The 18,855-nt window shown below is 42.6% G+C and carries 17 protein-coding genes; 8 read left to right on the plus strand and 9 right to left on the minus strand.

Annotated features, from left to right (window positions below; all coding sequences use genetic code 11):
• Positions 1–23 precede the first annotated feature (23 nt).
• Together ACZMIG_RS11145 and ACZMIG_RS11150 are read right to left on the minus strand one after the other, a co-directional pair.
• Entirely contained in the window at positions 24–593 is a 570-nt protein-coding gene (locus ACZMIG_RS11145) for an L-threonylcarbamoyladenylate synthase (protein ID WP_418874444.1), read from the minus strand.
• Between the two features lie 787 nt (positions 594–1,380).
• A complete protein-coding gene (locus ACZMIG_RS11150; protein ID WP_021853956.1) occupies positions 1,381–2,361 on the minus strand; it encodes an ROK family protein in 981 nt (326 codons plus the stop codon).
• 119 nt (positions 2,362–2,480) lie between these two features.
• Between ACZMIG_RS11150 and ACZMIG_RS11155 the strand changes: the two genes are divergently transcribed.
• From ACZMIG_RS11155 to ACZMIG_RS11180, 6 genes are all read left to right on the plus strand, one after another.
• Positions 2,481–3,149 carry a LysE family translocator gene (locus ACZMIG_RS11155; RefSeq protein WP_053398167.1) on the plus strand — a complete coding sequence of 223 codons (669 nt, stop codon included), beginning with the start codon at positions 2,481–2,483 and terminating at the stop codon, positions 3,147–3,149.
• Between the two features lie 68 nt (positions 3,150–3,217).
• On the plus strand, positions 3,218–3,763 hold the full coding sequence (locus ACZMIG_RS11160) for a DUF4924 family protein (RefSeq protein ID WP_288949199.1): 546 nt from the start codon (positions 3,218–3,220) through the stop codon (positions 3,761–3,763).
• Positions 3,764–3,801: 38 nt separating this feature from the next.
• Entirely contained in the window at positions 3,802–4,662 is an 861-nt protein-coding gene (gene rfbD / locus ACZMIG_RS11165; RefSeq protein ID WP_053398169.1) for a dTDP-4-dehydrorhamnose reductase, read from the plus strand.
• A 145-nt stretch (positions 4,663–4,807) separates the two neighbouring features.
• Positions 4,808–6,376, plus strand: coding sequence for a peptide chain release factor 3 (locus tag ACZMIG_RS11170; RefSeq protein WP_053398170.1), 1,569 nt, complete (start codon positions 4,808–4,810; stop codon positions 6,374–6,376).
• 84 nt (positions 6,377–6,460) lie between these two features.
• A complete protein-coding gene (locus ACZMIG_RS11175; RefSeq protein ID WP_302330744.1) occupies positions 6,461–6,985 on the plus strand; it encodes an acyltransferase in 525 nt (174 codons plus the stop codon).
• 22 nt (positions 6,986–7,007) lie between these two features.
• The gene (locus ACZMIG_RS11180) at positions 7,008–7,418 is read left to right on the plus strand and encodes a hypothetical protein (RefSeq protein ID WP_302024629.1); all 411 of its coding nucleotides are present in this window, start codon (positions 7,008–7,010) and stop codon (positions 7,416–7,418) included.
• A gap of 168 nt (positions 7,419–7,586) precedes the next feature.
• Here ACZMIG_RS11180 and fmt read toward each other — a convergent pair whose 3' ends face one another.
• The 5 genes from fmt to ACZMIG_RS11205 form a co-directional block, all read right to left on the minus strand.
• Complete coding sequence (gene fmt / locus ACZMIG_RS11185; RefSeq protein ID WP_487889552.1) at positions 7,587–8,567, minus strand: methionyl-tRNA formyltransferase; 981 nt, start codon at positions 8,565–8,567, stop codon at positions 7,587–7,589.
• 109 nt (positions 8,568–8,676) lie between these two features.
• Positions 8,677–10,527 (minus strand): glutamine--fructose-6-phosphate transaminase (isomerizing), encoded by a 1,851-nt coding sequence (gene glmS / locus ACZMIG_RS11190; RefSeq protein WP_021853948.1) that lies wholly within the window; start codon positions 10,525–10,527, stop codon positions 8,677–8,679.
• A 411-nt stretch (positions 10,528–10,938) separates the two neighbouring features.
• Positions 10,939–11,880 carry a hypothetical protein gene (locus ACZMIG_RS11195; RefSeq protein ID WP_487889553.1) on the minus strand — a complete coding sequence of 314 codons (942 nt, stop codon included), beginning with the start codon at positions 11,878–11,880 and terminating at the stop codon, positions 10,939–10,941.
• Positions 11,881–11,893: 13 nt separating this feature from the next.
• Positions 11,894–12,559 (minus strand): PG0215 family putative anti-sigma factor, encoded by a 666-nt coding sequence (locus tag ACZMIG_RS11200; protein ID WP_487889554.1) that lies wholly within the window; start codon positions 12,557–12,559, stop codon positions 11,894–11,896.
• Between the two features lie 4 nt (positions 12,560–12,563).
• Positions 12,564–13,064 carry an RNA polymerase sigma factor gene (locus ACZMIG_RS11205; RefSeq protein ID WP_370799831.1) on the minus strand — a complete coding sequence of 167 codons (501 nt, stop codon included), beginning with the start codon at positions 13,062–13,064 and terminating at the stop codon, positions 12,564–12,566.
• A 417-nt stretch (positions 13,065–13,481) separates the two neighbouring features.
• Here ACZMIG_RS11205 and ACZMIG_RS11210 point away from each other — a divergent pair, with 417 nt between their 5' ends.
• Complete coding sequence (locus ACZMIG_RS11210) at positions 13,482–14,849, plus strand: MATE family efflux transporter (protein WP_302353806.1); 1,368 nt, start codon at positions 13,482–13,484, stop codon at positions 14,847–14,849.
• An 80-nt stretch (positions 14,850–14,929) separates the two neighbouring features.
• A complete protein-coding gene (locus ACZMIG_RS11215) occupies positions 14,930–15,310 on the plus strand; it encodes a GtrA family protein (protein ID WP_021853942.1) in 381 nt (126 codons plus the stop codon).
• A 465-nt stretch (positions 15,311–15,775) separates the two neighbouring features.
• Here ACZMIG_RS11215 and ACZMIG_RS11220 read toward each other — a convergent pair whose 3' ends face one another.
• Entirely contained in the window at positions 15,776–16,207 is a 432-nt protein-coding gene (locus ACZMIG_RS11220; RefSeq protein ID WP_021853941.1) for a BT0820 family HAD-type phosphatase, read from the minus strand.
• A gap of 120 nt (positions 16,208–16,327) precedes the next feature.
• Positions 16,328–18,835 (minus strand): GumC family protein, encoded by a 2,508-nt coding sequence (locus ACZMIG_RS11225; RefSeq protein ID WP_053398178.1) that lies wholly within the window; start codon positions 18,833–18,835, stop codon positions 16,328–16,330.
• Between the last annotated feature and the right edge of the window lie 20 nt (positions 18,836–18,855).

The raw sequence follows: 18,855 nt of genomic DNA on the forward strand, positions 1-18,855 counted from the left end.
CTTTTATTTCAGATTATAAAAACTTATTTTCTTATTATGTCTATCTCTCCGTTGTTCTTTATCTTTATTATGCTCGACGGAGTGTGCGGCTTATGTTCCTGTCTGCGGCTGAAGCATACGTAGTCTACAGCGTTAAGCAGCTCTTCAGAAATGTCGCAGTAGTTTTGCGCTGCCGGCTGGCCGCTGATGTTGGCGCTTGTAGACACAATGGGCTTTTGGAATCTGTAGCACAGTTCTTTGGAGAATTCTTCGTTGGTTATGCGCATTGCTATGCTTCCGTCTTCTGCAATGAGGTTGGGCGCCAGGTTGACAGCTTCGTCAAAGATGACTGTAGTTGGCTTTGTGGCAAGCTCCATTACGTTCCATGCCACTTCGGGTGCATTGCGTACATATCGTTGAAGCCTTGCGTCTGAGTCTACAAGGCAGATGAGAGCCTTTGAGTCGTCGCGCTGTTTTATCTTATATACCTTCGCCACGGCCTCGGCATTGGTAGCGTCGCATCCTATGCCCCATACAGTGTCGGTGGGGTAGAGAATCACTCCGCCTTTTTTCATTACTTCAACTGCTTTTTTTATGTCGTCCTGTCTGTTCATTGCCTTAAATTATTTAAATGTTTTTATTGCTGTTCATCAAGTTGTTTTCAAACATTCCGGCGTGTTAGCCGGTGTTTTTACAAACTGCAAATATACATAAAAATACGATACACATAAAATATTACGTGCTTTTTTACTTTTTGTATTATATATTTATTGTGATTGGTCAATAAATGAAGTTCCGACAGCTGCAATGTCTGTTTTATTGTGTCTTTATTATATTAATTAAGGTGTTATTTTTTTTGTTTGTCGTCTTTTGGATGATAGTTGTCGTCTTTTAGACTGCTGTAAGGCTGCTATGCAATACAGACGAGTGGAATATATACGGATAAGCCGTGAACTTTTTGTTCCGAAAGTTTGTCAATTTCTTATGTAGAAAAAGTAATGTCGTTTTTGTGGCGCGAAAATCGAAAGCAAATCGTGTGTTTTATGTTTAAGGAAGTGCCAAATCTTGATGTGTGCGGTTTAAATTGTAAGTAAAATCTTGTGTATTGGTTTCAAATCATTAACCTATTGTTTTCGGGTCGTAACTCGGCCACTTTTGCATCGAAAATGGCCCGTTTTCGTCACCTAAACAATAGGTTTTTCATTGCCAATCTGGCATATCATAAAGTCGGATGCTTTTATGCTGTTGTATGTATCATCTTTTTTCACTAAAATATGCAACAAGGCGGCTCAATGGTTTAGCCAAATCCATTATATGAATGCAATAAAAAAGGCCCACAGGCAAATTGCCTGCAGGCCCATTGATATAATATCAAATTATGTTTTAATGTTACTTTCTGAGTTATTCCTGGATATCCCATCCAATGGCACTTGCGCCGAGCACGGCTGCAGAAGAACCGTCGAGTCCGCTTATAAGGAACTGTGCCTTGCCTCTGAATGTGTGGAACACGTGTTCATCGTAGCTCTTCTTGATCGGGTCCATAATCAGGTCGCCGGCTTTAGTGAGGCCGCCGAAGAAGACAAAGGCTTCGGGTGAAGCGAAGGCTGCAAAGTCGGCGCAGGCCTCTCCGAGCATCTCGCCTGTAAAGTCGTACACTCTTTTTGCAAGCTCGTCACCTTTTCCTGCTGCAACAGAAACGTCAAACGATGTTATGTCTTCCGGTTTCATGTCGCGCAGCAATGAAGGCTCGTTTGATGTTGACAGAAATTCGCGTGCTGTGCGTGCAACGCCGGTGGCAGAGCAGTATGCTTCAAGACATCCTGTGCGTCCGCAACCGCATAATCTTCCGTTTTCACGTCTCATTATGACGTGGCCAAGTTCTCCTGCAAATCCGTCGCATCCGTAAACAAGCTGTCCGTTGATTACTATGCCTGAACCAACACCTGTGCCGAGTGTAAGCATGATGAAGTTTTTCATTCCGCGTGCCACTCCGTATGTCATTTCGCCTATGGCTGCGGCATTTGCATCGTTTGTTATGGCTACGGGAATGCCTAATTTCTGGCTGAACATCTCTGCCAGCGGAACTACACATTCATGTCCCCATACGAGGTTAGGTGCGTATTCTATTGTGCCTTTGTAGAAGTTGGCATTGGGGGCGCCTATGCCCATTGCCTTAATTTTGTCGATGCCTCCGACTTGGTCGATTATTATCTGCAGTGCGTCTATTGAAGCGTCGACGTATTCGCTCACTTGCGAGTACGATTGTGTTTTTATTGCTGTTGTTGCCTTAATGTCACCACGGCTGTCGACGATGCCGAAAACAGAGTTCGTGCCACCGAGGTCGAGGCCTATGACGTAGGGCTTTAATGCTTGTGAAATCATGATATTTTATTTTAAATAATAATTCTAGCAATGCAAAGTTATCAAATTTATTATACGTAGCAAAGTTTTGTATATAAAATTTGTTCCTTTCATAAAAAATTAGCAATTTTGCACCCGTTATGCCGTTTCAATTTCATCTTGACATACTTGACTGGATTTTCAAGGGTATACTCATAGGCATTGTAGCGTCTGCGCCTATGGGGCCTGTCGGGGTTCTTTGCATTCAGCGCACGCTGAACAAAGGGCGTTGGTATGGCCTTGTTACCGGTATCGGAGCCACAATCAGCGACTTTATCTATGCGCTGATAACGGGTTTTGGCATGAGCTTTATTGTAGACATAATCAACAATAACCAAAATCGTTTTGTCTTTCAGATACTTGGCAGCATAATGCTCATGGCGTTTGGTATATACTGCTACAGGTCTGACCCTACGAAGAAAATACATATCAGCGGCAGCAAAAAGGGCAGTCTTATTCATAACTGCGTAACGGCATTCCTTGTAACTTTTTCAAATCCGCTGATTATATTCCTGTTCATGGCAGCCTTTGCCCAGTTTGCTTTCGTAATGCCAAAGCATCCGCTACACATGTGTGTAGGCTATCTTAGCATTATATGCGGAGCCCTGTTGTGGTGGTTTGGTCTTACATGGCTTATTGACAAAGTCCGCAATAAGTTCGACAACAGCAGCATCGTTATAATCAACAAGATTATCGGCAGTGTTGTCATTATCTTCTCGTTGCTGGTGCTTATCGGCACTGTGTTCAATCTGTACACTTTCCACTATTAGTGTGCATGAGCCGTAACCGTTAATTGCCGGCGCAACAGTTTTGTGTTGAACTTTATTTTATCTAAAACATGTTTATATCACAAGAATTAAGAAAAAAGAACATAGCCGAGTATCTGCTCTATATGTGGCAGGTGGAAGACCTTATCAGGGCATATGGCTGCAGCCTTAGCGCCATACGTCATGATTATATCGACAAATTCAACTATGACGAGGAACAGAAGGAGGAGATGACCGACTGGTATGGAAACCTGGTGAGAATGATGAATCAGGAAGGATGCCGCCAGAAAGGACATTTACAGATAAACAAAATCGTAATGCAGCAGCTTATCGAGCTTAACGCGCAGTTGCTGCAAAGCACAAAATTCCCGTTCTATACTACGGAGTATTATAAAGTCCTGCCGTTTATTGTTGAGCTGCGCAAGAGGGGAGCAGACAACGAGGAGAATGAAATTGAAACCTGCTTTAATGCCCTTTATGGCGTGATGATGCTCAGACTGCAGAAAAAAAAGATAAGTCCGGACACGGAGCATGCAATAAAAGAGATAACGACATTCATCGGGATGCTCTCGGATTATTATATCAAAGACAAGAATGAGCCCCTTGAGTTTGACTGACAGTCAGCTTAGCTTTTAACTAAAGAAACTTTTATACTATGAATATATTGATTACAGGTTGCAACGGACAGTTGGGCAACGAGATGCAGCTGCTTGAGGATAAATATCCTCAGCACCGCTTTTATAATACAGACGTAAACGAACTTGACATCACCAATCAGCTGGCTGTGGCTGACTTTATCAACCGCAATGCAATCGACGGTATTGTAAACTGTGCGGCTTACACGGCTGTTGACAAGGCTGAGTCGAATCAGAAACTTTGCACGGCACTCAACACGGAGGCTCCGGCATACCTCGCCATGGAAATAGAGAAGCGTGGCGGATGGCTGATACAGATATCTACAGATTATGTGTTTAACGGAAAGAGCTTTGTTCCTTACACCGAAACAGACACACCGTGTCCTGACAGCGTATATGGAAGCACAAAGTTGGCAGGCGAACTTGGCGTCAGCAAATTCTGTAAGCGCACGATGATAATACGAACAGCGTGGCTTTACTCAACGTTCGGAAATAACTTTGTGAAGACCATGCTGCGTCTTGGACGCGAGAAAGAGCAGCTTGGCGTGGTGTTCGATCAGATAGGCACACCTACGTATGCACGCGATTTGGCTGTTGCAATAATGGCTGTCATTGAGCAGGGCATTAAGCCGGGCGTGTATAATTTCTCTAATGAAGGCGTCTGCAGCTGGTATGACTTCACCAAAGCCATTCACCGCATAGCCGGTATCAGCACTTGCAAGGTAAGGCCACTTCACACTGCCGAGTATCCCACACCTGCGGTACGTCCGCATTACAGCGTGCTCGACAAGACGAAGATAAAGAATGAGTACGGACTGGATATCCCTTATTGGGAAGAAAGTCTTGCCGACTGCATTGAAAAGTTGCTGAATAATAACTGATACGAATTTTTTAATAATCTGTCTGATGACAGAATTCCTGATTTTAAGTTGAGACGGCAGGCCGCACGACTTGCCATGTTGCATGTGAGCAGTTGCAGCCGGAAAATCGTCTCGTGCTTATTTTCCAATTACAAGATAAAAGTATATGAATAACGAGATTGAAAGAAGAAGAACGTTTGCCATAATTTCGCACCCTGATGCCGGTAAGACTACGCTTACGGAGAAGTTCCTGCTCTTTGGAGGACAGATACAGGTGGCAGGAGCCGTAAAGAACAACAAGATACGCAAGACGGCAACTTCAGACTGGATGGATATAGAGAAGCAGCGTGGTATTTCTGTTTCTACTTCGGTTATGGAGTTTGATTATGAAGGTTATAAGGTGAACATTCTCGACACGCCCGGTCACCAGGACTTTGCCGAGGACACTTACCGCACGCTTACTGCTGTTGATTCGGCTATCATTGTTGTCGACGGAGCAAAAGGTGTTGAGGCTCAGACCAGAAAGCTGATGAATGTGTGCCGTATGCGCAACACGCCCGTTATAATATTCATCAACAAGATGGACCGTGAGGGACGTGACCCGTTCGACCTTCTTGATGAGCTTGAACAGGAACTCGAGATACATGTGAGACCTTTGTCGTGGCCGATAAACCAGGGCGCGAAGTTCAAGGGCGTATATAATATATATGAGGAGAAACTCGACCTGTTTACCCCCGACAAGCAGCGCGTGACAGAGAAAGTTGAAGTTGATGTTAACAGCGAGGAACTTGAACAGCATATAGGTGAGGCTGACGCAAGCAAGCTTCGTGAAGATCTTGAGCTGGTTGAGGGTGTATATCCTGAGTTCAATGTAGATGATTACCGCAATGCAGAAGTTGCTCCTGTGTTTTTCGGTAGTGCGCTGAACAACTTCGGTGTGCAGGAGCTGTTGAATTGTTTCGTTAAGATAGCCCCGAGCCCTAAGCCTGTCAAGGCTGAGGAGCGTATGGTTTCGCCTGATGAGCCTAAGTTTACAGGCTTTATCTTTAAGATTACAGCAAACATCGACCCCAACCATCGTTCTTGCATCGCTTTCTGTAAGGTCTGCAGCGGTAAGTTTGAGCGCAATCATCCTTATCTGCATGTACGTCAGGGAAAGACTCTCCGCTTTTCGTCGCCGACGCAGTTTATGGCGCAGCGCAAGAGTACTATCGACGAGGCGTATCCAGGCGATATCGTAGGATTGCCCGACAATGGCATCTTCAAGATAGGTGATACGCTGACAGACGGAGAGATATTGCATTTCAGAGGATTGCCGTCTTTCTCTCCTGAAATGTTCAAGTATATAGAGAATGACGACCCGATGAAGAGCAAGCAGCTCAACAAAGGTGTAGACCAGCTTATGGACGAGGGCGTGGCGCAGATGTTCGTTAATCAGTTCAACGGCCGAAAGATAATCGGCACGGTAGGGCAGCTGCAGTTTGAGGTTATACAATACAGACTTGAAAATGAGTATAACGCAAAATGCCGTTGGGAGCCGGTTCATCTGTATAAGGCATGCTGGATAGACTCTGACGATCCTGCAGAGCTAGATGCATTCAAGAAACGCAAATATCAGTATATGGCTAAAGATAAGGACGGCCGCGATGTGTTCCTGGCTGATTCTGGTTATGTCTTGCAGATGGCACAGCAGGACTTTAAGCATATCAGATTCCATTTTACTAGTGAATTTTAATATTTCAAGTATAGGCGTGAAATTCCGTGAACGCATACAGACGTTTCCGGCTATTTCACGCCATTAACCTTTAAAATCTATATCATGCATTTTCCTTTCTTCCGTAGACACAAACGCTCTTCTGTTGAAAAACTTGCAGAGAAGGCAGGTGTCGTTTTTGGTGAGAACAATTCTTTTGCTTCATGTTTTTGGTCTTCTGCCGAGCCTTATCTGATAAAGATCGGTTCCAACTGTCAGATAACGGCTGACGTTAAGATTTTCACTCATGGCGGAAGTAAGGTTGCCCGTACAATTTATCCAAAGTTTGATTGTTTCGGAAAAGTTGAGATAGGCGATAATGTGTATATCGGCAACAATTCGCTCATCATGCCCGGAGTAACCATTGGCAGTGATGTGCTTATTGCTGCAGGCAGTGTTGTCTGCCATTCTGTTCCTTCAGGAGTGGTTGTCGGTGGCAATCCGGCACGCATAATATGCAGGGTGGAAGAATATATAGAGCGCAATAAACCTTATAATCTTGATACAAAGGGACTGTCGAGAAGGGAGAAAAAAAAGGTGATAATGGCGGCAGGAGAAGATATGTTTATTAAGAAGAGAATGATGAAATAATAATTTTTGTACAATTAACGTTATGAGTTACGAACATTTATATGATATTTGTCCTGCAGATGAAGGCAACGGCATGGTTGATAGTATTGAACTGCGGGCGGTATCTGTTTTGGCAAAATTTGCCGATGGTAAGATTTCTTGTGATGATTTTGGTGATGAAATGATGCGTATTGGCGAAGAACTGAATAAGCAGATGGAAGACTGTGACGGAAATATTGTTATAGACGCAAGTGTTCCTCAGTGGCTTATTATGTTTATGGGAAATAAGTTCTCGAAATGGAATATGATGAGAATGCAGATTAATGCAGCAAGACAGAATCCCAAGATTACGTCTGATCCAAGATGGAGTGAAGTTGAAAAAATGGTGAAACAAGAAAATGACGTGCTGATGCATGCTGTCAGGCATAGCCTCACCTTATGGCAAAATGATTGAACATAGTCAAGGCTGACTGTCGGTATCCCTTACGTTTTATGCAAATGTGCCTTGTGTGAGATAATAATGCCTACAATAGACAAAAATCCATACATATACTAACAGCATGTATGGATTTTTGTTTAATATCACGTGAGTTTGTGAATAATAAGAATTACAGCAAAAGAATTATCCCAATGTGTATTCTTCAATGTTTCTGAAACCGTTGAGGAACATGTTGGCATTCATGCGCTTCTTGCCGCTAAGCTGTATCTCATCGAGCTGGAGCCATGCATTCTTTGTGGCAACTAAGAATTTTCCGTTGAACACCATTATTGTTCCTTCTTTCTTGCCGTTGCATGGAATCATTGTCTTTGTTGACTTGAATATTTTCAATACGTTTTTCTTGCCGTTTTTATCTGTCATGTTTGTCCATGCTCCAGGATATGGCGCCATACCGCGTATGAAGTCGTAAAGACTGTTGGCTGTCTGTTCCCAATTGATAAAGCAGGTTTCTTTAAATATCTTGGGTGCATTATGCATCTCTTCTCCGGTCTTTATCATTTCCTCCTGCGGCATGGAATCTACATGTCCGTTGCCTTCAATTATTTTGTCTATGGTCTTGATTGCAATTCCTGCCCCAAGGTGCATAAGCCCATTATACACATCCTCGGCATTATAATCTTCTTTTATCTCGAATGGTTCTTGCATGATTATTCTTCCTGTATCAATGTCATGGTCTAGGAAGAATGTCGTTACTCCGGTTTGTTTTTCACCGTTTATGACAGCCCAGTTTATAGGAGCTGCACCGCGGTATTGCGGCAGCAGGGCTGCATGCACGTTGAATGTTCCGTATTTAGGCATGTTCCATACAACCTCCGGCAACATGCGGAAGGCTACTACAACCTGAATATCAGCGTTATACTTTTTAAGTTCTTCGATAAACAGTGGGTCTTTCATTTTTACAGGCTGCAAAACTGGCAGGCCTTTTGACAACGCATATTGTTTTACGGCAGGAGCCTGGAGCGTGTCTTGGTGTCTGCCTACCGGCTTGTCCGGCTGTGTTACTATAGCTACAACATTGTAGCCGCCTTCAACGAGTGCCTGAAGAGTTTCAACGGCAAACTCCGGAGTACCCATAAATATTATCCTTAAATCTTTCTTTTCCATGTCTTTTACCTTAATCTTTTGCTTGTTGTTACTAAATTTTAAATTATTTCTCCAAGTTTAATATTATAGAGGTTGTCGTTATGACATGTCTGTAAATTTTAAAGTCATGTTATTCTACGGTAACAGACTTTGCGAGATTTCGTGGCTGATCTACGTTCAGTCCTTTTTCAACAGCCACGTGATATGCTATGAGCTGAAGAGGAATGGCAGAAAGAAGTGGGGCCAGCGAGGCTAACGTAGAAGGAACTTCTATCGTAGCTTCTGCAATTTCTTTTACGGCCTCGTCGCCTTCCGTTACGACGGCAATGATGCGGCCGTTTCTTGCTTTTACTTCCTCTATGTTGCTGATGATTTTTTTGTACAGTTGATGGTGGGTCGCCACAAATACCACGGGCATGTTTTCGTCAATAAGAGCTATCGGACCATGCTTCATTTCGGCTGCAGGGTAGCCTTCTGCATGTATGTAGCTTATTTCCTTTAGTTTCAGAGCGCCTTCGAGTGCTACCGGATAATTGAATCCGCGCCCCATGTATAAGGCATTTTCTGCATAAGTCAGTGAGCGTGCAATGTCTTTGATCTCTTCGTCTTTTGCTAAAACGCTTTTTATCTTTTCTGGTATGTTGCCAAGCTCTTCAATAGTGCTTTCATACTCTTCTTTTGAGATTGTTCCACGTTCATGTCCGAGAGCTAAGGCAAAAAGTGTCAGAACCGTAACCTGGCCTGTGAATGCCTTAGTTGAGGCTACGCCAATCTCCGGACCTACGTGTATGTATATGCCTGTGTCAGATGCCCTGGCTATGCTGGATCCGACAACATTGACTATGCCGAAACACATGGCTTTGTTCTCTTTGGCGAGCTGGAATGCTGCAAGCGTGTCGGCTGTCTCACCGCTCTGTGATATGGCAATCACAACATCGTCCGGTGATATTACGGGGTTGCGGTAGCGGAATTCAGAAGCGTATTCTACTTCAACCGGAATATTGGCCCATTGCTCAATGAGCTGTTTGCCGATAAGGCCTGCGTGCCATGAAGTACCGCATGCTACGATAATGAATCTTTCGGCTTTCATCAGGCGTTCGCGGTGCATGTTTATGGTGCTTAGTACAATTCGCTTTTCGTTGAGCAGCAGGCGTCCTCTCATGCAGTCGGCCATACATCTCGGCTGATCGTAAATCTCTTTCAGCATGAAATGTTCAAATCCGCCTTTCTCAAGCGACTCGAGACTAATGTTCACTTCTTTAACCTCAGGCGTTATGTCTTCGTAGTTAAGATTGTTTATCTCTATTTTCTTTCCGATTTTCAGCAGTGCCACTTCGTTGTCGTTGAGATAAACCATCTGTTTGGTATATTCAACAATCGGCAGGGCATCAGATGCAATAAAGAACTCTTTATGATCGGCCCCGATGCCTATTACGAGAGGGCTGCTCTTTCTTGCAACGACAATTTTGTCGGGACAGTTCTTGTCGATAACGGCAATGGCATAGGCTCCGACAACCATTCGCAGCGCCATGATAGTGGCGTTTTCAAGGCTCTTGTCGTATTTTTTTTGCATATATTCAATGAGCTGAACCAGCACTTCTGTGTCTGTTGAACTCTTGAATGTGTATCCTTCTTTTTCGAGAAGGATTTTCAGATTGCTGTAATTCTCAATTATTCCGTTATGGACAAGGGCGAGGCGTCCGCTCTGAGACACGTGTGGATGTGCGTTTATGGCTGATGGTTCGCCATGAGTAGCCCATCTTGTGTGAGCAATGCCAATTTGTCCTGAAATATCTCTTTGTGATGTCAGGGCTTCAAGATTACTTACCTTGCCTTTTTCCTTATAAACGTTCATAACTCCTTCGTTGTTTATAAGTGCAACTCCGGCAGAGTCGTATCCTCGGTATTCAAGGCGCTTAAGTCCTTGTATAAGAATGGGATAAGCATCTCTGAAACCTATATATCCAACTATTCCACACATTGTTATTCCTTGTTTGTTTTTATATAAAAGTTCACCGCATCAGATGTCAAACGGTTATATGCGGCAGGTATATATCTGCAAAGATAGTAATTTTAGTCATAAATATACATTTTGCCCTGTCATTTTATATTTTATTTTTGAGTTTTATGTATTGACTGTTACAAATGTTTGACCGGTTACTATAATATTCTGCCATATGGATAATGCGATAAAATATTTTGCCTATGGATTAAATATTCAAGCTGTTTTGGCTATTCGTGTTAATTGAATATGGCAGAGGATAAAAATAGCTGAAGCCATTATATAAAAAGTTCCGCCCTTGTCTTCAGCCATTGGCAAGACAAGGACGGAATGCTTTGTTTTGACTTGTTTTAATCTTAAAGATTTTTTATTTTAGAGCGAGTATTATGATTATTTCAGTTCGTTAATTGCTTCGTTGAGCAGCGCTTTGAGATAATTGTCTTTGCTGCGCTTTTGCATTTCCTTAATGCTGTCCATACATGTCACCTTCTCGCTTTCGTTGAGCAGGCTGCCGTATGACTTGCATAGTTCCAATATTTTGTTTACAATTCCAGTGCAGATAGTGAGCTTGTTTGAACCGCCTTCATCCAGAACGGCATAATATGCAACCCTTAGATTTCCGAATCTTTTCAGAAAGTCCATGTCAGTTTTTATTGCGTCATCGCTTGTGTGGATTGTTATATTTGAAAAATCTTTGTTATTGTTGTACGATGACGATTGTCCTGATTTATGTGTTATAATATGTCCGTTGTCATTAATAGTAACTATATCGCCGTTGTCTTTCATGGTAATAATTGTTCTTGTGGCAGGGCGATCCACTTTCTGTGGGTCTTTTCCGTATATCTTATATATTATTCCCCATACTTTGTCTTCTTTTACTTTCTCCTTCCATACTATGGCATAAACGTATCTGTAAAGACTGTCGTTGCTGTCATGAAACAACATAACATCATAGTTATGGTCAATATGTTTTCCGAACAAAATCTCTTTGTCAAGATTGCGGCCATAGCTTACTCTCATCAGTGTTGCATCGCTTATACCGCTTGATCTTTTTGCCAAATTATAGGCATTTGATGCGTCTTTGTTGAATGCAGAGTGTATGCTGTTTAAGGCTTTCGACTTATTTGACGGAAGCTCAAAGGTATATGAATAGCAGTAAGATTTGTCTTTTACGCCGTTTTGCTCCATTGTAACTTCTTTCTTTATGTATTCCTCATAATTTTTATTGTTCACAAAGTCATCAATGGCATTGTCTATATTCTTTTGGGCATGGGCACCAAGCGACATTATTATGCACGCTGCTGTTGTGGCAAAATATCTATATGTCTTCATAATGGTATGTTTTTTAATAATATTCGTTTTCTTCTGTTTCATAGTCAATACCTTCTTCGAGGGTGGCCATAATAAGTTCTATCTTTATATCCTGTCTGTTATACAGGTCGTATATCTCTCTTATTTTTTGTTCTTGTTCGAAACATATCTGGCGCAGCTTTTCTTCAGCCATTTGGTCGGCTACAACATTTATCGAGTCGCGCTCAGCCTTTGCGAGATATGTCTTTGGCGGCATCACTTTGTAGCCCCTTCTCTTTATTCTGCTCTTTTTCTTATTTGGCTTTACGGCCTCTTTCTTCATAGAGTCGATGGCCAAAGTATCTTTGGATGATCTGATATTTTCTTCTGTCGCCAATTTGCCGGCTGCGTTAACTGTTTGTTGTTCAGGCATAATGTCCGGAGTACCAGGACGCACTATCATAACCAATGCTACTATTGCTGCGGCTGCTGCCATGAGCATAGCCACTGTTATGGCTTTACTCCTGTTTTTTACCGTATGCTTTTGTCCGTTGGATTGTAATGGCATTCCGTCTTCAAACCATCCGAACATATCTTTGTATGGCTTCCATTCGTCTTCCACTTCATGTGTGCGGAGATATTCAGCTATGCGGTTTTCTTCGTCAACCGTAGTCTGTCCGTCCATGAATCGCTTTATGAGTTGTTCTATTTCTTTATTCATAGTGTTATATTCCAGCCCTTTTTTGAAATTCTTTCAGTATTTTCATTCTAGCCCTTGATAGTAGAGTTGCCACCGAGGTTTTTTCCATGCCGAGCAGCTTGGCTATTTCCTCGTTGCTTTTATGTTCAACCTGCCTCAGCTTTAGTATCTGATATTCCTTCGGAGGAAGTTCGGCCACCCGTTTCATCAGCCAGTTGTGGTCTTCTTTTATTTCAACACAGACGTCCGGGGCCGGAGCCTTGCTGTCGGCTATGTTGCTGTGGCTGTCCAATGGCTGCTGAGGCCTTTTGCGGTGTACGTCTATTGCCTTGTTGCGTGCAATGCATACTGCCAGTTTCTCGGCGTCAGTCTTGCTGCTTATGTCGTTGCGCAATGTCCAGAGCTTTAGCATCACGTCTTGAGCAATGTCTTCGGCTTCATCCTTGCTCATAGAGAGGGCAAGGGCTGTAGCCACAGCTTTTGCTCTTGTTGATTTTGCTATTTGTTCGAACTCTGTCTGCTCCATATATTTTCCTTGTTTAGTGTTATAACGTTTTGCCTGCCTGATTATAAACTGACGTTAACATTTATTATGAAAGCAGCGGCTCGCGCTTATAAAAATCATTTCGCCTTTTAGAGTATTTTCTGTTTATGACTGATATTTCCTTTTATAATAATGGCGGCTTGTATGTGCCGTTATGTCAGGACGATCTGATTTTTTACCTATATATATTGTAGTCAAATGTCTTTTGACTGTTGCTAAGATTTCGCATATTGTATATCATTTTGCCTTGGCCGGAAATAACATTTGTTTTAGATACGCCGTTTTATGAATATTGTGTAATTTTGCACCTTGAAATCATCGATGCAGCAATCTTGCTTGATGTCTGCATATTGGTTTCGGCATGAATAATGTTACAGGTTAGAGTTTTTAAGGTAATTTATGGGTAAGGCAAATCTAAATAATACGGCATACGAAGAACGTTTGGGTACAGACAGAATGTTGCCTCTTGTGCTGCGCATGGCTATGCCGTCGGTGGCAGCTCAGATTGTGAATCTGTTGTATAATCTGGTCGACAGGATATATATCGGCCATATTCCGGGCATCGGCACGGACGCGCTGGCTGGTATCGGCGTTACGGGGGCCATAATAATACTTATTTCTGCGTTTTCGGCAATAGTCAGTGGCGGCGGTGCTCCGTTGGCTGCCATAGCCCTCGGTCAGGGCGACAGAAAGAGGGCAGGGCAGACCTTGGGTAACGGTTTTGTCCTGTTGCTTATTTTTACGCTTCTGACCACTACTCTTACATATCTCTTCATGGAGCCGTTGCTGATGTTTACCGGCGCGTCTGAGAATACTGTAGGTTACGCAAAAGATTATCTTTCAATTTATCTTTTAGGTACACTGTTTGTTGAAACGTCGGTAGGACTTAACACGTTTATAAACACTCAGGGACGTCCGGCGATAGCGATGTATTCGGTGCTGATAGGCGCCGTTCTTAACATAATACTCGACCCTATTTTTATTTTTGTGATGGGCATGGGCGTCAGGGGCGCGGCTTTGGCTACTGTTATATCGCAGGCATGCAGCGCGTTGTGGATAGTAAGTTTTCTAACGTCAAAGCGTGCTTCACTCAGATTGGAGTTTAGGTATATGCGCCCTGACAGAAACGTGATTTCTCACATTCTGGCTTTGGGTGTGTCGCCGTTCATTATGGCAAGTACGGAGAGCCTCGTTGGCTTTGTCCTTAACAGCAGTCTTGAAAAGTTCGGCGACATTAATGTCAGCGCTTTGGCCATAATGCAGAGCGCCATGCTTGTAGTTAGTGTTCCCCTTGCAGGCTTTGCGCAGGGCTTTGTGCCTATTGTCAGCTACAACTATGGCCATGGAGACAGAAACCGTGTAAAGGAATGCTTCAAGATTGTGCTGGCAATAATGTTTACGTTTAATTTCGTACTTGTGCTGTTCATGGTTCTGTTTCCGTCTTTGGTTGCAGCAGCCTTTACAACCGACGAAGCTCTTATCAGTACGGTATGCCGGGCCATGCCCGTATTCTTGTGCGGTATGACCATTTTTGGACTGCAGCGCACGTGCCAGAATATGTTTGTAGCCCTGGGACAGGCTAAGGTTTCTGTCTTTATCGCCTTGCTCCGTAAAGTTATATTGCTCATACCTTTGGCTTTGCTGTTGCCTAAGTATATGGGCGTGATGGGCGTTTATGCAGCCGAAGGAATATCTGATGCAACTGCAGCAATACTATGTACGCTGATTTTTGCATATCAGTTTCCACGTATATTGCGCCGCATGTAGCACGTGCTGTTAATCGTTTTTCAAATATTTGGTTTTGTTTCAGCTTTGCATTACCTTTGCAGAATAGAATATTATAAATTATGCTGTTAAGTCGTGAAACTTTTTTTGAGATAATACGTTTTGGCATCGTAGGCGTTATTGCCACGGCCCTGCATTATGGCATATATTGGCTTTTGCAAAGTGTAATCGACGTAAATGTTGCTTATACCATAGGATATTTTCTGAGTTTTGTGGTAAACTATCTGTTGTCGGCAAAGTTTACGTTCCGTAAGAAAAAGTCGGTTAAAAATGGTTTTGGCTTTGGCGGAGCTCATCTTTTCAACTATTTCCTGCAGATTGGACTGCTTAATCTATTCCTTTGGCTTGGTGTGAGCAAAGAGCTTGCGCCTGTGCCTGTTTATTGTATTGCAATACCGACAAACTTTTTGATTGTCCGTTTTGTATTCAGGAAAATAGGTTGATGTTTGCTTGCTTGACTGAATATGGCTTACAGCTTAGTTATAAGGATATCTGGTGAAATATGATTAAAAGAATATTGGGACATAGGTAAACAAAATTTTGCATAGTATTATTCTTTGCCCGTTTTGTTTAGCAGTCATTATGGCACTTTTATAAGCAGCGCTAATTTTGAATGTAAAAAAATCGAAAGCAGAGAGCCTGGTTGTGGTTGCAAATCGTTGATATTACAGTAGGGTTTGCGAAATGTATAAGTAAAACGACGTGTATTGGTTTTAAATCATTAACCTATTGTTTTTGAGTCGTAACTGGGCCACTTTTGCATCAAAAGTGGCCCAGTTTTTCATTGAAAATAAATGGTTTTTTACGGATAATCCGATGTATTATTACATCGAATTAAAAAATTTCGGGATAGGGAGCTAAAAAAAGCATCACGCTTTTTGCGCAATGCTTTTATTTATATCTTTTGATTAGAATTGCCACCAATGTTTTTTCTTAGGTCTTTCATCATATGAAACATGGCCCTGGCGTTCCATCATGATGTCTTTATATGTCTTGTTTTCTTTTATCATTCTGTATATTGTTCCCCAATCAGGCAGGCCTCCTATATTGCGGTCGTCAATAAACATGTCTGCTTTAAGCTTGCGTGAGTAGTGGTTGTTGTTTGACGTGCCTTGTTCTTCAGGATAATCTTTATTAACAGCATAAAATTCCACTCCGCGGTCCTTGCACCATTGTACGGCCTCGTCGAGCAGTTCGCCTTCGCGTACAGACCATAATATGAGCTTGTGATGATCAGCAATCAACATTTTAAGAGTATCTGTCGCAAACGGAATCTCCTGGCCTATTTCAGGATATCTGTGTTCAACAATTGTGCCGTCAAAGTCTACTGCAATAGTCATAATTCTATTTCAAAAAAATAATGCTAAATATGAATAACTTTATAAGTAATTGAATATAAATGTTTAAAAGTATACGGAAACTTTCTGATGAGAAAGCCGCCGTATACTTTTAGTCAGTTGTTATCTTTTTACAGATGTGTCGTTTTTGTTGCCGTAATGGCTGTTAGAATAATCGCCATAGTTGCCGTATGAGCCATACGACTTACCCTTGCCGTAATGTCCGTATTTGCCATACTTGCCGTATTTGCCATATCCATAATAATAGCCATACTTCTTGTCTGAAAGGTCTATGCCGTTGATAGCGATGCACAGATTTGGCAACTTGTTCTCTGCAGCCAGTTCGTTTATCATGCCGAAGCTGGCTTTCGGAGTGTAGTCTGCACGGCACATATAGATACAGATGTCGGCATGCTTGCCAATCTGCAACGTATCTGTTACCAGTCCGACCGGAGCCGTGTCTACCAATACATAGTCGTAGTTCTCTCTGAGCAAGTTGAGCACCTGTTCAAGTGCTGGGCGAGAAACAAGCTCTGCCGGGTTGGGAGGAATAGGACCTGCCATCAGAAGATCGAGGTTATTGTTAATCTCTGAAGGTACGATTTGTTTTTTAACATCGCTCCATTCCGGATTCGTCATTGTAAGCAATGGCGTGATACCGTTATTGTGATTGTTTATCTTAAACAATTCTGCCAATCTTGGCTTACGGATATCAAGACCGATGAGGATTACTTTCTTGCCGAGAAGTGCAAAGCTTACGGCCAGGTTGGCTGCTGTAAATGTCTTTCCTTCGCCGGATGTTGAAGACGTAAACATGATTACGTTTTGCTTTTCTTTCAGCATAAACTGAATATTCGTACGCATAGAGCGGAATATTTCCTCCATCTGGTTGTTCTGGTTCTCGTGTACGACAATGTCTGCCCTTGTCTTTGCTGTTTCGCTTGCTACGACAATGTCTGCAATGATTGGCAGCTTGGTAAGGCTTGCAACATCTTCATGGCCTTCAATTCTGTATCTGAAGAAATTAATTACGTATAAAATCAGAGACGGAATGGCTATACCCATTATGAGGGCTATAAGCATTATTATGCTGCCCTTCGGGCTAACCTTGCCGGCGTACTGCGGCATTTCGATAAGTTTTCCTTTGTCTGCTGTTGCTGCTAATGAGATAGAGTTCTCTTCACGTTTCTGCAATAGCATAAGATAGAGTCCTGATTTTACTTCCTGCTGTCTTCCGATCTGAGTTAGTATACGCTCCTGTTCAGGGGCTTTGGTTACTTCACCGCTGTATTGGCCCAGCTGCATCTGTATGGCGTCACGTTGTATTGTGAGGCTCTTCTTTGCCTGCTGCAGAGCCTGATGTATGCTTGCCTGCATGTCATCGAGTTGTGATGTCAGCTCTATTACCACCGGGCTGTTTTCTGAAGCCGTGCGAAGCAGTCTGTTGCGTTCGAGGGCTATCTTGTTGTATTCATTGATAAGCGATGTTGACGCTTCGTCTTGAAGTCCTACATTTGACGGCAAAACCTGATGCCTGTTACCGGGACGGTTGGCAAAGTTGATAAGGCTGGTTATCAGAGATATCTGAGTGTTTGCCTCATTGAGCTTCTGCTCGTATACAGAAGTGTTTGTCGATGTCGTGGTGGCATCCAGTTTTAGCTCCATCAGCCTGTTGCGCTTCTTGTAATCTTCAAGTTCGCCATCTGTCGAACTAAGTTCGGCATTGATTTTTGCCAGACGTTCATTGATGAACTCTTCTGTACGTACGGCTATTTCGTTCTTGTCTTCGTTGGCTTGTCTGTTATAGCAAACCACAAGCTGGCGCAGATAATCCATACTGCGGCTTATGTCCTGATCCTGAAGCTGCAGGCTCAATACAGAAGACGTCTTTGATGTCTGTTCAACGGATAAGCTCTTGACATATTTATATGCAGCAATACGGGGTGAATTTAATATGGCAATTTCTGATTCTCCGTCTTCAAGTTTATAACGGCCGTTTGCAGTCAATGTGATAATTCCGACTTTTGTACGTATTACGGCAGGTATGCCATCTATTGTCTTTTCTATTTCGTAAGGACCGTCAAAAGCAACCTCGTTTTCTGGGATATAATATGTACCTTTGACAATGTAGCCATTGTCTTTTCTTGTAATTTTTAGTTTGACCGGAGCATTCAGCTTATCCATGTGGGCAAAATCCATGTCAACATTTATTGGCTGCTCTTTGTATATAAGCTGGTCTTTTACATGCCCCTTTAGATAATAATTGACGTATAATTTTAAGTCGCGTACAGCTTGTTCGGCAACAGTGGTTGATGTCAGGATTTCCTGCTCATTCTCTATACCATAGTTGTTGCTTATAATACCAAGGTTAGACATACTCTCCAGTGCCTGAAGGCCTCCTCGTCCAGAGCGTCGGCTGTTGTCGTCGTCCTTAATCAGCAACTTAGCTATTGTGTTGTATACCGGTGTAGTGTAGCGCAGGTAAAGAAAACCAATGCCAACACATATCAGTATAGATAAAATAAACCATTTCCAATTAAGTATAAACGCCTTGTAAATGGTTTGGAAGTTGAAGGAAGATTGCTCTTCTGCAAATTCCTGAACTTCTTGGTTGTTTTTTAATTCGTTCATTTATTTTTATCCTAGTTTAT

Source organism: Xylanibacter sp. (assembly GCF_057607445.1).

What these genes read in the sequence shown, in the direction of transcription:
- ACZMIG_RS11145 (WP_418874444.1), bottom strand. Translation starts at nt 593, where the DNA reads ATGAACAGACAGGACGACATAAAAAAAGCAGTTGAAGTAATGAAAAAA.
- ACZMIG_RS11150 (WP_021853956.1), bottom strand. Translation starts at nt 2,361, where the DNA reads ATGATTTCACAAGCATTAAAGCCCTACGTCATAGGCCTCGACCTCGGT.
- ACZMIG_RS11155 (WP_053398167.1), top strand. Translation starts at nt 2,481, where the DNA reads ATGCCGTTTCAATTTCATCTTGACATACTTGACTGGATTTTCAAGGGT.
- ACZMIG_RS11160 (WP_288949199.1), top strand. Translation starts at nt 3,218, where the DNA reads ATGTTTATATCACAAGAATTAAGAAAAAAGAACATAGCCGAGTATCTG.
- rfbD (WP_053398169.1), top strand. Translation starts at nt 3,802, where the DNA reads ATGAATATATTGATTACAGGTTGCAACGGACAGTTGGGCAACGAGATG.
- ACZMIG_RS11170 (WP_053398170.1), top strand. Translation starts at nt 4,808, where the DNA reads ATGAATAACGAGATTGAAAGAAGAAGAACGTTTGCCATAATTTCGCAC.
- ACZMIG_RS11175 (WP_302330744.1), top strand. Translation starts at nt 6,461, where the DNA reads ATGCATTTTCCTTTCTTCCGTAGACACAAACGCTCTTCTGTTGAAAAA.
- ACZMIG_RS11180 (WP_302024629.1), top strand. Translation starts at nt 7,008, where the DNA reads ATGAGTTACGAACATTTATATGATATTTGTCCTGCAGATGAAGGCAAC.
- fmt (WP_487889552.1), bottom strand. Translation starts at nt 8,567, where the DNA reads ATGGAAAAGAAAGATTTAAGGATAATATTTATGGGTACTCCGGAGTTT.
- glmS (WP_021853948.1), bottom strand. Translation starts at nt 10,527, where the DNA reads ATGTGTGGAATAGTTGGATATATAGGTTTCAGAGATGCTTATCCCATT.
- ACZMIG_RS11195 (WP_487889553.1), bottom strand. Translation starts at nt 11,880, where the DNA reads ATGAAGACATATAGATATTTTGCCACAACAGCAGCGTGCATAATAATG.
- ACZMIG_RS11200 (WP_487889554.1), bottom strand. Translation starts at nt 12,559, where the DNA reads ATGAATAAAGAAATAGAACAACTCATAAAGCGATTCATGGACGGACAG.
- ACZMIG_RS11205 (WP_370799831.1), bottom strand. Translation starts at nt 13,064, where the DNA reads ATGGAGCAGACAGAGTTCGAACAAATAGCAAAATCAACAAGAGCAAAA.
- ACZMIG_RS11210 (WP_302353806.1), top strand. Translation starts at nt 13,482, where the DNA reads ATGGGTAAGGCAAATCTAAATAATACGGCATACGAAGAACGTTTGGGT.
- ACZMIG_RS11215 (WP_021853942.1), top strand. Translation starts at nt 14,930, where the DNA reads ATGCTGTTAAGTCGTGAAACTTTTTTTGAGATAATACGTTTTGGCATC.
- ACZMIG_RS11220 (WP_021853941.1), bottom strand. Translation starts at nt 16,207, where the DNA reads ATGACTATTGCAGTAGACTTTGACGGCACAATTGTTGAACACAGATAT.
- ACZMIG_RS11225 (WP_053398178.1), bottom strand. Translation starts at nt 18,835, where the DNA reads ATGAACGAATTAAAAAACAACCAAGAAGTTCAGGAATTTGCAGAAGAG.